This is a genomic window from Rickettsia endosymbiont of Ceutorhynchus obstrictus (assembly GCF_964026565.1).
GTDB lineage: Bacteria > Pseudomonadota > Alphaproteobacteria > Rickettsiales > Rickettsiaceae > Rickettsia.
Genome location: NZ_OZ032162.1, coordinates 199,905 through 214,363, shown reverse-complemented (window position 1 = coordinate 214,363; position 14,459 = coordinate 199,905). Strand labels below are relative to the sequence as shown.

Genomic DNA, 14,459 nt, shown 5'->3' with positions numbered 1-14,459 from the left:
AAAAGGCCGTGTCATGCCGTGACTTGATCACGGCATCCAGGAAAATAAAGCCATATTAGACTTATTTTAGAATCTTTTTATGATATTATAAGCTGGATTCCGTGGTCGTAGCCACGGAATGACAGAATTTTTACCTCTTTATTTAAACGTTCGTACACTAGTGGGTCAAGTCACGGTATGACACCGTACTTATAATAACCGTAATACGGTAAATTATTAGCCATGCAACAATGCTCCGTTTTCACGGGAATGACATAAGGAGTGTGGGAATGACATGAGCAAACACACTAAACAAAATTTATAATTACAATATGATAAAAATTCTAAAAGGATTAGTTTTATTGATTCTGCTAAACATATCACCGGTCAAAGCTGATGATACGTTTACTTGGATGTCAACCGCTAGTGGGGAATTAAAAAATTTATTCGGTTGCCTAGAGGTTCCGGAATTTACTAGCTTTAAAACCGGTAGAACATCGCTTGATATTACAAATTCCGGAATTTGGCAATCAACCGGTAACAACGTTGAAAAAGGTAAATCAATAAAATTTAGTTGGGTTACGACAGGAATAACACCGCAACCTAGAAAATATTTAGTATTATATCGTATAGACCCTAGATTTGATAAACCGCAAATTTTCATTAAAACTTATAATTACCAAACTAAACAATACGAGGCTAATGATTTTCCTGCATTTACTTCTAACCCCGTTGATAAAGACCTTGGCGCTATAGCATTTCCTAAAATGCAGGATTATATTAATTATATTAATTTTACAGGAGGAAGAAAAAAAATTCGAGTTGAAATAGGGGATGTGATAAATTTAAAATTTATTTCTCCATCTAGCTTTTTTAGTGCTACAACTGAAAATAACGTTTTGACTCAAGACCTTGGACTCAACAATGTACTTGCTGCTTCAGCACTTTATACGAATCCTACTATAAACGGTGGAGATAACAGAATATTATACGGTACTGCAGATAAAATATGTAACATTCTCGATCCGGCTCGAAATAATAGCTTATGTGAAGGAAGTGGGGTAAATACTCGCTATATAGGAAATAATAGTATGGCACTGGTAGGGCAAGCTTTTACGTCAAGTGGCGCTAAAAGCCTTATGGATCAAATAACAGTATGCCCTTACCCTATAAACGACTCTGCTTGTTATTATCGGTACGGTACAGATATAGCAATAAAAATCAATAGTCAAATCGTAAAACCGGCAGGAATCCCATTAGTAGAAATAAGCGATTCTATGCTTCCGTTTCTTTATTATAAATCAACTGTCGGCGGTGATTTAGATTTTACTACCGATTTACCGATTAGCGGTATGTTTGACCAATCTTCTAAGATGAGTGATTGGCTGCAATTCAGTGATTTTAATAAATTTTCAACATATATTAATAGTGTTAAATGGGGTGCTAAATTCATACATTTCGGTAGCTATCAATTTCAAATAGAAATAGGTAACGGCGATAATACCGTTAGTAATGTCGATCTAAACAATATAAAAGTAGAATATCTTATAGCACCGGCCGGTACAACACCTGATAATTCAACTTCAGGCAGAGCGGTAGATCAAGATTTTTCAACCGATGCGTATCAAGACGGCTATCTGTGGTTAAGAGTAACAAACACTAGCTCTTATCTACCGCAAGGCTCGATTATCGTAGATTATGCTAATTATACCGGAACGACATGGTTTTCAGATATAGTTTATAACGGCGCAATAAAACCTATTACCGATCAATTTAAAACCTTCACGGAAAATTTTTATCGAAAATTACTCAAAAATTCTGCTATCCAGAATATTGCTAAAGCATCATTAACGCTTTATGTAGTTATATTTGGGTTAATGTTTGTAATGGGAGCTTTAAAATTAACGGCAAAAGAGGTTGTAACGAGAATATTTAAAATAACTATAGTAGCTTTTTTGCTTCAACCGGAAAGTTGGGATTTTTTTAATAAATATTTATTTAGTGCATTTATAAACGGTATTGATTATTTTTTCAGAAATGTTGTAGGGGCTAGCAGCTCGCAAGCAAATATTTTCGGTTTCATTGACCCTATATTTGATAAATATACTAACGGTCGAGTTTGGGGATTACTTTTTATTCAGCTCCTGCAAATTCAAAACGGTCTAGCATTTATAGCAATTATGACTATTTGTGCTCTTATATTTTATTTCAGAGCCATATTAGAAGTTATAATCGGTTATATTATAGCTTTTATAGGCATGTCCGTTATGATTTCCTTAGCACCGTTTTTTATAATATTAATGTTATTTGAAAAAACTAAAAGCTTATTCGATAATTGGTTATCGACATTACTTAGTTATGTGATGCAACCGACAATACTCCTAATTTTTTTCTTGCTAGTAGATCAAATATTATCCGAACAACTTTTAAAAGTAATTGTCAGAGCCTGCTGGGGAACGCTTATCCCGATAAAAATAGGACTTGATTTAAGTCACCTTGGCGTTGATTGGAGTTTTTCTTTTACTCTACCGTTTTTACCGGGCATACCTTTTTTCATACCGGAAGTTCCTGCAGTTACTAGCGCTAACCTTTTAGCACATGATACTAATACTTTCTTAGTATTATTTACTACCGCTTTACTCTTTTTCTCATATTGTTTAATGTCTTATGGATTAGTAAATTATGTTTCAATTGTAGTTGCACAATTAACAAATGTTACTCCTGCTAGACAAGAAGGTAATTATCAAGCACCTACTAACCCTACTGCGTCTATTATGAGCGATATAAGCTCGGTAGCTAAACCGATGGGAAAGGCAGCGTTAGCTCCGGCAAGAATTTTTAAAGATAAAGTAATTGATCAAAATTACCAAGCAAGCAAACCGGATAATAAGAGTAAAGAATATACTAATAAACTTTTTTCTTCGCGTAATGACGTGAAGGATGGTAAAGAAGACGGGAAGTAATACCCACGAACCGTCATTGCGAGTATGTGTTGTTGAGTGGATAGGAAATTAATAAAAATCCGTCATGGCGAAGCCACGAAGTGGCTGTGGCCATCCAGGTTATCCCGAATATAATGAGGGATTTAATTAGAATACTAAACAAGTTTAGTATAAAAATATGTTTAACTGGATGGCCACGGCGCCAAAAGGCGCCTCGCCATGACGATTCTGGTAGCCATGCAACAACGCTCGAAGGCGGGAATCCAGACTTTTTATTGTCATACTGAACAAGTTTTGCGCATCTTTTTTAGTAGATCCTGAAATAAATTCAGAATGACTATAATTTTCTAGATTCCCGCCTTCGCGGGAATGACATAAAGAGGTGCAGAGATGACACCAAAATCCCATCCACGCAATATACATAAAGTAACTTATGTCTTATTTAAAATGAAAAAAAATATTTTTGTTGTTTTATTAATATCTTTATTGTTTCTGTCAGGGTGCAGCGGTGATAGATGTATCGATCCGGATGATTTCGGCTTTATAAAATTTAATATTTCTTCTCGGTATAAAGCAAAAGAATTAACTTCTAGACAAGAGGGAGATCAATCCGCACCGTGGCGTGATAGCGGCTATAAAGTAAACGGTTATCCGCTTACTATAGTAGTTAGACCGTGGGACTACACTACAGGAGATAAAAATACCTCTCAAGAATTATCTGCTTGGTGTCCATGGTATAGTCAAGAAAATAATACTAATACTCTCTCTGCTTTTTGTCTAAGGCTGCAGCCATGCCAGTTTATAGACGGCAATATGTGTCCTAGCCCTACCCCAAAAGACGCTCCTATTACTAATGCTCCATGTCTGCTTAAAAACGGCGTAGGGCTTTATTTTTTGATTGCGGCGCATAATTCCGACCCTAATAGTTCCCCCGATAGTCAACGTAGTCCAAAAGGTATAAATAAACACTTAGGTGAGCCGGTAATAAATAACGGTTATAATTTTTATAGCATTAATAAAAAAGGGCAATTTGTCCAGTCGGGAGGAATAAATTACCAATATGATGGGGTAACAGCTTCCGACTATGCTCAGTCTAATCTTTATTTTAAAATTTTAGATAAATTTTATGACGATAACGGTGGACAATACCGCGTAGTTATTAAAGCAGGGGTTAGCGATACTAGACCCGACCCATTAGAATTTTTAACAAACTTAATACAAAAAGAATTATTTGGCACTAGCGATACGGATCAAGGGATAGTCAGAAAAACATATCAAAATATAATTGATACTCCTGGATATCGTTTAAGCGTTTCAGCTATTTTAACATTATATATAATGTTTACCGGCTTTTCTTTCTTAATAGGTAATCTAAACCTTACTCATGTTGAGCTACTAGTTAGGATATTAAAAGTTAGTATTGTATCTATATTATTAAGCTCCACCCAAGCTTGGACATTTTTCCATGACTATCTATTTGTATTTTTTGTTGAAGGGGTTTCGCAAATACTTCAAATAATAAAAGAAGCATCTGCTACCGGTCCAGGCTCTCAAAGCCTTATAGGGCTACTTATATCTCCGCAAACTCTTTCTAAACTTTTTTCTTTATTATTTGTCGATCCTTTAGGGTTTATATATATTTTTCTATATTTGATAGCTCTTTACTTTATTTTCATGTTGGTATTTAAAGCGACCATTATCTACCTTACTGCTTTAATAGCTGTCGGCATGATTATAACGATGGCTCCGATATTTATTTGCTTTATGTTATTTAGTATCACACGTTCGTTATTTGAAAATTGGTTAAGGCAATTAATTTCTTATGCATTACAACCTATTATATTATTTGTCGGCATTGCTTTCATTTCCATGATTATCAGAACTGAAATATATTCTACGCTCGGTTTTGGAGTATGCAAATATGACTTTCCGAATTTAGGTCCTATAAACGAGCTATTCGGTAGCTTTACTGAAGATTTAGACGTTAGCCTCGGTGATTCAATATTTTATTGGTGGTTTCCGTCGCCGATGAAAGGCGGTATAGATAATTTTCATAAAGCAAATATATTAGTGCCTACGGACTATAAAAAAGATGACGGTACTTTTTGCTCTGCATATGAATGTATAGATAACCGCTATATTGAATTACCTTTTTTAGATCTTATAAAAGATGCTCGAAGAGTTTCTAATTTTATTAACGGTAAGTTTGTTCAACTTGACGGATTATTATTAATATTCGTAGCCGTATATCTATTAAGCAAGTTTAATGATACTGCAGTATCGCTAGCAAAATTCTTGTCGGGTACTTCAGGCAATTTAACAAATTTACAAAAAATCGGTCACCAGGCTTATACCCCTATTCAGACTCTAATTAATAAGCCTATGAATTATGCTGCAAATAAAACAGGTAAGAGTATAAATACCTTACAAAGAAAGTTTATTACCCAGCCTATTGCCGATAAATATGAAAAATATATGACCGGCAGGGTGATGAAAGAAGCTCTTGATCCTAAATCGGCTAATAAGAGCATCTTAAAGGAAGTTAAAAGAAAATACGGTATAGATCGTAAAGATGTGAAAAATGTTAGTGCAGAAAATGATTATCAAGAGGCTATTAAAAAATTATTTCCTAATGTTACTAACTCGGAGGAACTTAATAAATTATCTGCAAAAAATTATAGCGGATTACGAGATAAGCTTGCTGAAACTAAATTTGAAGGAAAAAATTATAATTCTTTAACTAACGAGCAAAAAAGTGAGCTTGACAAACTTATGAAGCCTAAAGAAGGAGAAAAAAGTCTACGTGAACTTGCGGTGGATGCCAAATTTGTTAAAGATTATAAAGAGGCTTACTTTAAAACCCATCAAGAAATGTCAGGAAGAGGAGTAGGCTTAATAGGTAAAAATATCGGTGTTGTTAGAAGCTGGCAAGAAATGCAGAATAGAGTTAAAACAAAAAGAGAGTTAAAGGATGCTAAGCGCCTGGCTATAGGAGAAAAAATATATGCCGGTTACGAAGGACTAAAAAGAGGAGCATTAACGGCAATAGTAGGTAAAGACCTCCGAGATGCTTATGAGGGTAATCTAACCGGCGCGGCATGGCATGATTTTGATTATACCGATCCAAGGCTTAGAACTTATGATGAAACTTTGAAAGATAAGGATAGAGAACGTGACCATAAAGAGCTAAAATTAACGATAGATAAAGAAACTCTTAGCACTCAAGAAGACGTACTAGCTCCTGAATATCTTGCAAGGCTAGAACTGCAAGGTAGAAAAGACGACGCATCATATTACGAAGACTTAGCTAAAAAGAAACTTATCTATGAGGTACGGAATAAATTATCCGAAGGCGAAGACCCGGTAATTATGGGCGATAGATTTATGCGCGAGAAGGCTACCGATTCTCAAATGCATCAAATGATTGATAACGCGCATGCGAAACATGCCGAGTTAATAAACGAGGATTGGTATGCTCGCCGCGAAGATCATTACGATATGATGCGTGAAAAAGCCGAACAAAATATTGAAGAAAAATATACGCTTCTTAAAGATCATTACAAAAGAGATGATATAAAAGCTGAAGAAATGCCGACATTACTTGAGCAATATCATAGAGAAAAAACCACACCACTAGATGAAATGACTACAGATATAAACAATTTTAAAGCCGACGTTAAGAATTTTGAGTATAGTGGAGAAGTGCTTAAGAAAATAGAAGATAGAAAAGAAGCAATTACAAATGAAGTAAACTCACAGATTGAGGAAATTAACCGGCATAGAGCAAATGCTAAAATGGAAAAATACGTAAAACCGGTCGTAAATGAAGGTAGAAAGCTTAGAAAATTGGAAGAGCATTTAAGAGATATGAAATAAATTCCGGCATTGCGAAGAGGTATTGTTGCGTGGCTCGAATTTTTGCAAAGCGTTCGGTGTCATGCCGTGGCTTGACCCACTACTGTACGAACGTTGAAAAAAGGCTGTGTCATGCCGTGACTTGATCACGGCATCCAGGAAAATAAAGCCATATTAGACTTATTTTAGAATCTTTTTATGATATTATAAGCTGGATTCCGTGGTCGTAGCCACGGAATGACAGAATTTTTACCTCTTTATTTAAACGTTCGTACACTAGAGGGCTTGACCGGGTTTGTTGCATGGATGGTTAAAAACGCCCTCGGTGTCATTCCCGCGCAGGCGGGAATCTAGAAAAATAATAGTCATGCTGAACTTGTTTCAGCATCTTTTTTAGTAGATCCTGAAATAAATTCAGGATGACTATATTTCCTGGATTCCTGCTTTCGCAGGAATGACATATACAATAAAATTTTAACTTAATCTTAAGGAGTTTTTTATGAAGGCAAAACAATTAATAAACGAAACATTTTTAGATGCTATTTTAGCAAAAAAACTAGGAAAAACTTATACCCCTTCTAAAGAAGTTAATAACCCTGAATTTGACGAAGCGGCAAAACATTTTGTCGATTTACTAATTAAAGCCGACGGGTTTAAACCTGTTAAAACAGCCGTAGTACATCCTACCGATAAAGAATCTTTACTTGGCGCAATTAGAGCGGCACAATTTGACGTAATCAAACCGATTCTAATCGGTCCACAATATAAAATAGAAGCAGTTGCCAAAGTTAACGACGTTGATTTAGAGGATTACAAAATCATTGACGTCGAACATAGCCACGACGCGGCAAAAAAAGCGGTGGAGCTTGCTAAAAAAGGCGAAGTTGCGGCTATAATGAAAGGGTCATTGCATACTGATGAATTAATGTCGGAAGTTGTGCATAAAGATCGCGGTCTTCGTACCGAGCGCCGCATGAGCCATGCTTTTTTAATGGCAGTTTCTACTTTCCCGAAGCCCTTTATTATTACCGATGCGGCTATTAATATCCGCCCTACTTTAGAAGAGAAAAGAGATATAGTTCAAAATGCTATTGATTTAATGCGAGTAATAAGTCACGATCAACAAGTTAGAGTAGCAATTTTATCAGCCGTTGAAACGATTAATTCATCTATCCCGGCAACTTTAGACGCGGCGGCTTTATCAAAAATGTCAGATCGCGGTCAAATTAGAGGCGCTCTTGTCGACGGACCTTTAGCGTTTGATAATGCTATTTCATTATTTGCCGCTGAAGCAAAAGGTATTATTTCACAAGTTTCCGGTAATGCCGATATACTTATGGTGCCTGACCTTGAATCCGGCAATATGCTTGCCAAGCAACTAAAATATTTAGGCAACGCAGTTATGGCGGGGATTGTCCTCGGCGCACGCGTTCCGATTATTTTAACAAGTCGTTCCGATCCAATGGATATGCGCGTTATTTCCTGCGTGCTTGCTTCCTTTATTTATCATGATGCTAAAGCAAAATTACACATACAGCATAATTCTAAAGCTTGATACATGCGTTGTTGCATGGCTCGAATTTTTGCAAAGTGTTCGGTGTCATGCCGTGGCTTGCCCCATAGTACCGGACAGTTTTTGAAAAATCATCGTCATTGCGAGGAAATTACATAGTAATTGACGAAGCAATCCAGTAAAAAATGCTAATTTATAGCATTTTTTTATTATTTTTCTGGATTGCCGCGCAGCCTATATGGCTGCTCGCAATGACGTTTTGACTAATTTTCTAAAACTGTCCGGTACTATGGATTTATTCACGGAATCCAGGAAAATATATAAATAATACCATTCATCTTGTCTGAAGCTTTATAAAATATGCTGTATAACAAAAAGGTAACAAATAATGAAAGATGTTATTTTAATAGCTAACGCCGGTTCCTCTAGTTTAAAAATTTCTATTTTTGCTATTCAGGATAAAAAAATTGCCGATAGAATTTATCGTATTTTTTTAGAAAAAGATAATGATGAAATAATATTTCATCTAAATACTAAAGATAAATCTGAACAAATACTCTCTAAAAAAATTAACGGCGATGCTATTAGCATAATGATCGACATTTTTGTAGAATGGTGGAATCGGCAGCCTGAGTTAAATTTAATCGCTACGGGACACCGCATTGTTCATGGCGGTAAAAACTTCAATACTCCCGTTATCGTTACGGAAAAAATTAGCGAAGAGTTAAAAAATTTAATTCCCTTAAGCCCTTTACATCAACCCTATAATTTACAAGTACTAAATTTATTCCGCCAAAAATATCTAGAAGTAACGCATGTAGCATGCTTTGATACGGCTTTTCACTCAACTAATCCGCCGCTTGCCAAAGCATTCGGCTTACCGAAAAAATATTATGAACAAGGGATTTATCGTTACGGCTTCCACGGTTTATCATATAAATGGGTTAGTAGTCATTTCAAAGAAATAGTCAAAGAAGATTTGCCTCGGCACACTATTATCGGGCATTTAGGTAGCGGCAGCAGTATGTGCGCACTTGATAACGGTATTAGCGTTGCTACCTCTATGGGCTTCAGCGTACTTGAGGGGTTGATGATGGGTACTCGCACCGGTTCAATTGATCCGGGCGTAATACTTTATCTACTCGACCACGAGAAAATGACGTTGGCAGAAATAACTAACTTACTATATCGTCAATCCGGTTTACTTGGAGTATCGGGGGAAAATTCTGACGTTAGGGATTTATTAGAAAGTAAAACCCCGGATGCTAAATTTGCTATAGAGCTTTTTGTTTATAGGATTCAGTTAGAAATAGGGAAATTAACGGCGGCACTCGGCGGGCTTGACTGTTTAATTTTTACCGCCGGCGTCGGTCAAAATTCTCCCGTAATTCGCGAAATGATTACCGACAAACTTGCATGGTTCGGCATTAAGCTAGACGATGCAAAAAATCAAGAAAATAACTATCTAATCAGCAGTGCAGACAGTAAAGTCAAAGTCTACGTCATCCCGACAAACGAAGAAAGAGTTATCGCGCAAGACACGGTGAGGTTTTTGTAGTGGCTTTAGATGAGTAATAAAATGATAAATTTAAATTTAGATGCGGAAGATGAGACTGATAAATATAATTGGCAATTATATTATAAATTTGAAGAAGTGGTATATAAAGGCAGTGATCCAGAAATTAAAAAAATTTTAGATCAATTTAATATACAGGATTTTTTGAATATTCCGATAGTATTTGATTTAGTAAATTTTAAAAAAATACGTTTATTAAAGTTATTACATAAGAAAAATATACCTTTAATTTTTGAAGAACACTGCGGAGCAAACGCTTTACACGTTGCTTGCGGTGCCGGAGGGAATTTAGAGTCTGTGAAATTTTTTATTGAGAATAATATTTTAACGGATATCCATAAAAAATCTAACAAATTCGGTGATACACCGCTAACGTTAGCTATAAGTTATGAACACCATGATATTGTAGACTACTTTAAACAAAAATTTAATATTACTACTATTACTTTAGAAGATTTAGATGTTATATTAGATCGAGTAAAAGCAAATTTTAGAAGATATTATAAAAAATGACTTGATAAAAGATTAAATTATAAAGTTGTTGACCATACATTTAACGTAAAATTACTTGTATAATCTTCATCATCTAATTCCTCAAAAGAATCAACAGTTTCCAATTCATCCATTGGAATAACACCTTTATATTTATCATTAACAAATTCTTCAATAATATCGTCAACAGATTCTACTTTATTGATGATACAACCGAAAGGCAATTCTTTTCCCGGAGGTAGTTTATTCCAATCCTGTGGTATAATAGAAAAATAAAAATTACCTGACATTCCATCATACCAAGTATAAAAAATCATTTGTTGAGCAATGTTTTTTTCTTTGAGAAATTTTCTTCTTGAGTTAATTATAGCTTCATAAAAAACTTTTAAGTCATCTGCAGTGCAATATCTTAAATCCACTCCAAAACTCCAACGATTCTTTAAAGCTTCATCTAAATCATTAAATTCATCACTTAAAATAATGTCGTCTTCTATAATTTCATAAAATTCCAGCTTATTAAAATAAGCTTTTGTTTTATTAGATAAGTTTAATTCTTGAATTAAAGGATGAATATTTTTTAAAGCTTTTGCCATTTTCAACTTATTTTATATATTTTTAGAGCCAATTGAAATTAACATATTATGATTATTATCTTTGGTAGTTAATGTAATTACCCGTGTAAAACTCGTTTTACAGTTTCAGGTTCTTTTTCAATAATTTTAATAAGTAACCTAGCTGCTCCTGTAGGTAACCTTCTTCCTTGTTCCCAGTTCCTTAGAGTAGCTACGCTCACACCAAACGTTGTTGCAAATTGTTCTTGAGTTAATTTTAATTTATCTCTTGCATTATGTACATCAATAGTTGGTAGTGCAATATCATGTTTTTTTGCTTTTAATTTTCCCTTAGCATATAAAACTGCTTCTTGCATGCCAGTTATTATACTTTTTTCAGTTTTATTAAATTTTGCGTTACTCATTTTTCCCTTCTTTATTATATAATTTTACTAATGATTCACTCAATTTCTTTAATTCATTACAACTTGCTTGACTAATATTATCCATTTCACTTTTTATAAAACCTGTTATTAAAAATACTGGCATATTTTCATTGTAATAAAAATAAATTAGTCGTATGCCTCCACTCTTGCCTTTATTATTGCTATTTAAAGCATATCTTAGTTTTCTTATACCGCCTGTCCCTTTTATTATATCCCCTTGTTCAGGATTAGTAGCAATATAGTTAACTATTTCGATACATTCCTTTTCACTTAAATAATACTTAGCAAATTTTTGGAATTCAGGAAGCTCAACAACTGAAATAAATTTTCTATCCATAATAATTACATTATATGCCACTGGCGTACTAAAATCAATAATATATTTTAACTTCAGTCTCACTTATAATTACAGCATTTATTATAAAATAATCTAATAATTTAATGAAGAAGAAAAATTACCTCTTAGAAAAGTAAAATTCGGTGATTTTGAAGGGTTACATCTTGTTTATAGTGATGAAAAAAATACTTTTTGGAGAAAGTGGTGGGTAAAAAATGATCAGTTACTTTTATTTATAACCTATAATTGTGATGTTAAAGATAAAGAATATAACGTTAATACCATAAATAAAATGTTATCCTCGTTAAGAGTTTTAAATGATGAGCGCGCAAAATCTTAAATAGAGTTTTAACAATTAAAAGAGCGTCAATATGAATTAAACGAGTTAATCAAAAGTTATGATAAGGTAGACGATAAGCTTTCTAAAAAGCTTCTAGACTTCATAAATGTTATGACAAATGCATATGAAACTTTCAAAGGTTCGACAATCGAGGAAAAAAGAGAATTTTTAAATTTCATATTTGCGAACCTAGAGCTGAAGGGCTGCAAGGTGCATTACAAACTGGTTTTTCCGTTCGATAAACTCCAAGAAGTAGCTAATTGTACGGAATGGCTCCCCGGGCCGGATTCGAACCAGCGACCTAACGGTTAACAGCCGTTTGCTCTACCGCTGAGCTACCGAGGAATATTATCTTAAATACTTATACTTATATAATTTTAAACTTTGATATCTAAGGTCAGATTTCTTATAACAAATCTTTTTGTTATGGTCTAGAGTTTTCTTTATGAAAAACTAAAATAAATTTACTGGACATAAATATAAGGAGTATATCAGTTTAAATTAGTATGTTGATTTACCTGTACATTCATAACCAACCCGAAACCGATTAACATTGAAGCCATCATTGTCCCGCCGTAAGAAATAAACGGCAGCGGTACTCCTACTACCGGCAATAACCCCATAACCATTGCCATATTGATAAATACATGACTAAATAAAATTGAGGTTATACCTATTACCATTAATTTACCGAAAATAGAACGGCTATTAATAGCAATTATTAATGAGATAATTATAACTAGAGAATATAAAAGTAATAGGAAAATCCCGCCTATAAAACCAAATTCCTCAGCATATGTCGCAAAAATAAAATCTGTTTGATGTTCGGGTAAAAAATCTAAGTGACTTTGACTACCTTGGTTTAGTCCTTGCCCAAAACCTCCTCCGGAACCTATAGCAATTTTTGATTGAATAATATTATAGCCGGCACCGAGCGGTTCCCTTTCAGGATCAAGAAATACCATTACTCGTTTTTTTTGATAATCATGCATTATATTCCAAATTACCGGTATACAAGCAAATACAATAAGACCGATTATTACAAAATTTCTTATTCTAAACCCGACCGCAAAAAATATAATACCGGTAATAATTATATTTATAATGCCGGTACCAAGGTCAGGTTCTTTGATTATTAGTAATACCGGTATAATTACCGCAATAATCGGTACTAAAATTTTATGTATTTTCGTCAAATCTTCAAATTTTAATCGGTGAAAATAACGAGCTAACATTAATACTATTGCAAGCTTTATAGGTTCTGAAGGTTGCAAACGTATGATTCCAAGATCAATCCAACGTTTTGCCCCCATCGATACCGAACCGAAAAGCTCGACGCTTAATAATAAAGCTAATACTAAAAAATAGAATATATAGGAAAATCTAAATATTAACCTTAAGTCAAGTGTGGCAATTATGATAGATAACGGCAAAAATATACAAAAATTTATTATTTGCTTATATGCCCAAGGTTGGAGATTGCTATTTGATGCCGAATAAAGAACTATAAACCCTATAATACAAATTACAGTAATAAGCGAAATTAAAGTAAGGGGGAGTTTTTTAAATTGCTCTAAATAATTTCTTTGCATTATAATGTTGGATAATTTAATTTACGGTACAGCGTCATTCAGAAAGGTTGATACAAGTGAATTTTTCTGGATTCGCCTGTACTCACGTACTCTAGTACGGTAGCTTAGCTCACCTTTAAATTCATCTTGTCTAAATCTTTCTGAATGACGCTGTAAATATGAGGCGTTGTTGCATGGCTCGAATTTTCGATGTCATTCCCACCTTTAGCTAGAATGACATACTGCTGCTTTTATCGAGCCATGCAACAACGCCTGCACCTCTTCGCAATGACTATTCAAGTATCCACGCCACGCGAGCATTGCCTCGTGGAAGTGACACTAATAATTTGAATCATGTAAGCATTACTTATCAAGCAGTGATTCAAATTCTTTTACTACTGCTTGATAAAGCTTACGTTTAAAAGGAATTATAATAGACAATAATTCATCAAATGATGCCCAGCGCCACTGCTCAAATTCAGGGTTGCTAGTATTAACGTTAATGTCTTCGTTAGTACCGGTAAATCTAATTAAAAACCATCTTTGTTTTTGACCTCGAAAATTACCGTCCCACAATTTCGGTATTAGGAATGCCGGTACATCATAGCTATACCAGCATTTACTTTCAGCAATAATATGCCCTTTATCGCTGCCGATTTCTTCTAGCATCTCCCGCAATGCTGCAACGCTTGGGGTTTCTCCCGGTACTATACCGCCTTGAGGCATTTGCCATGCCGTCATTTTAGTATCTACTCTTTTACCGACAAATATTTTATTTTCGGTATTTATTATCATCATGCCTACCCCCGGTCTATAAGGTAGTTTACGATATTCTTGAGAAAGAGAATTTTTCATTA

13 protein-coding genes and 1 tRNA gene are annotated in these 14,459 nt (G+C 34.4%); 7 read left to right on the top strand and 7 right to left on the bottom strand.

Annotation, left to right across the window (positions count from 1 at the left end; genetic code table 11):
* Positions 1-314: 314 nt before the first annotated feature.
* From AAGD64_RS01320 to AAGD64_RS01310, 3 genes are all read left to right on the top strand, one after another.
* Positions 315-2,942, top strand: a complete 2,628-nt coding sequence (locus AAGD64_RS01320; protein WP_341794213.1) for a type IV secretion system protein — start codon at positions 315-317, stop codon at positions 2,940-2,942.
* An 80-nt stretch (positions 2,943-3,022) separates the two neighbouring features.
* On the top strand, positions 3,023-3,208 hold the full coding sequence (locus tag AAGD64_RS01315) for a hypothetical protein (protein WP_341793578.1): 186 nt from the start codon (positions 3,023-3,025) through the stop codon (positions 3,206-3,208).
* Between the two features lie 160 nt (positions 3,209-3,368).
* Positions 3,369-6,797: a type IV secretion system protein gene (locus AAGD64_RS01310; protein WP_341794212.1), complete on the top strand. Its 3,429-nt coding sequence runs from the start codon at positions 3,369-3,371 to the stop codon at positions 6,795-6,797.
* On the opposite strand, the gene AAGD64_RS01305 is transcribed toward AAGD64_RS01310, so the two are convergent.
* Positions 6,780-6,926, bottom strand: a complete 147-nt coding sequence (locus AAGD64_RS01305; RefSeq protein WP_341793577.1) for a hypothetical protein — start codon at positions 6,924-6,926, stop codon at positions 6,780-6,782. The genes AAGD64_RS01310 and AAGD64_RS01305 overlap by 18 nt on opposite strands.
* Before the next feature lie 349 nt (positions 6,927-7,275).
* Here AAGD64_RS01305 and AAGD64_RS01300 point away from each other — a divergent pair, with 349 nt between their 5' ends.
* From AAGD64_RS01300 to AAGD64_RS01290, 3 genes are all read left to right on the top strand, one after another.
* Positions 7,276-8,331 carry a phosphate acetyltransferase gene (locus AAGD64_RS01300; RefSeq protein ID WP_341793576.1) on the top strand — a complete coding sequence of 352 codons (1,056 nt, stop codon included), beginning with the start codon at positions 7,276-7,278 and terminating at the stop codon, positions 8,329-8,331.
* 346 nt (positions 8,332-8,677) lie between these two features.
* A complete protein-coding gene (locus AAGD64_RS01295) occupies positions 8,678-9,847 on the top strand; it encodes an acetate/propionate family kinase (RefSeq protein WP_341793575.1) in 1,170 nt (389 codons plus the stop codon).
* 9 nt (positions 9,848-9,856) lie between these two features.
* On the top strand, positions 9,857-10,378 hold the full coding sequence (locus AAGD64_RS01290; protein WP_341793574.1) for an ankyrin repeat domain-containing protein: 522 nt from the start codon (positions 9,857-9,859) through the stop codon (positions 10,376-10,378).
* Positions 10,379-10,395: 17 nt separating this feature from the next.
* Here AAGD64_RS01290 and AAGD64_RS01285 read toward each other — a convergent pair whose 3' ends face one another.
* From AAGD64_RS01285 to rodA, 5 genes are all read right to left on the bottom strand, one after another.
* Complete coding sequence (locus AAGD64_RS01285) at positions 10,396-10,950, bottom strand: hypothetical protein (RefSeq protein ID WP_253308109.1); 555 nt, start codon at positions 10,948-10,950, stop codon at positions 10,396-10,398.
* Positions 10,951-11,027: 77 nt separating this feature from the next.
* Positions 11,028-11,333, bottom strand: a complete 306-nt coding sequence (locus tag AAGD64_RS01280) for a helix-turn-helix domain-containing protein (protein WP_253308110.1) — start codon at positions 11,331-11,333, stop codon at positions 11,028-11,030.
* A complete protein-coding gene (locus AAGD64_RS01275; protein ID WP_253308111.1) occupies positions 11,326-11,691 on the bottom strand; it encodes a type II toxin-antitoxin system RelE/ParE family toxin in 366 nt (121 codons plus the stop codon). The genes AAGD64_RS01280 and AAGD64_RS01275 overlap by 8 nt, the downstream gene beginning before the upstream one ends.
* A gap of 610 nt (positions 11,692-12,301) precedes the next feature.
* A tRNA-Asn gene (locus AAGD64_RS01270) sits at positions 12,302-12,376 on the bottom strand.
* Between the two features lie 146 nt (positions 12,377-12,522).
* A complete protein-coding gene (rodA, locus tag AAGD64_RS01265) occupies positions 12,523-13,623 on the bottom strand; it encodes a rod shape-determining protein RodA (RefSeq protein WP_253308112.1) in 1,101 nt (366 codons plus the stop codon).
* Positions 13,624-13,812: 189 nt separating this feature from the next.
* On the opposite strand from rodA, the gene AAGD64_RS01255 reads away from it, so the two are divergent.
* A complete protein-coding gene (locus tag AAGD64_RS01255; RefSeq protein WP_341793573.1) occupies positions 13,813-13,953 on the top strand; it encodes a hypothetical protein in 141 nt (46 codons plus the stop codon).
* A gap of 12 nt (positions 13,954-13,965) precedes the next feature.
* Here the strand turns inward: AAGD64_RS01255 and AAGD64_RS01250 are convergent, their stop codons facing one another.
* A complete protein-coding gene (locus tag AAGD64_RS01250) occupies positions 13,966-14,457 on the bottom strand; it encodes an RNA pyrophosphohydrolase (RefSeq protein ID WP_253308113.1) in 492 nt (163 codons plus the stop codon).
* Positions 14,458-14,459: the final 2 nt, after the last annotated feature.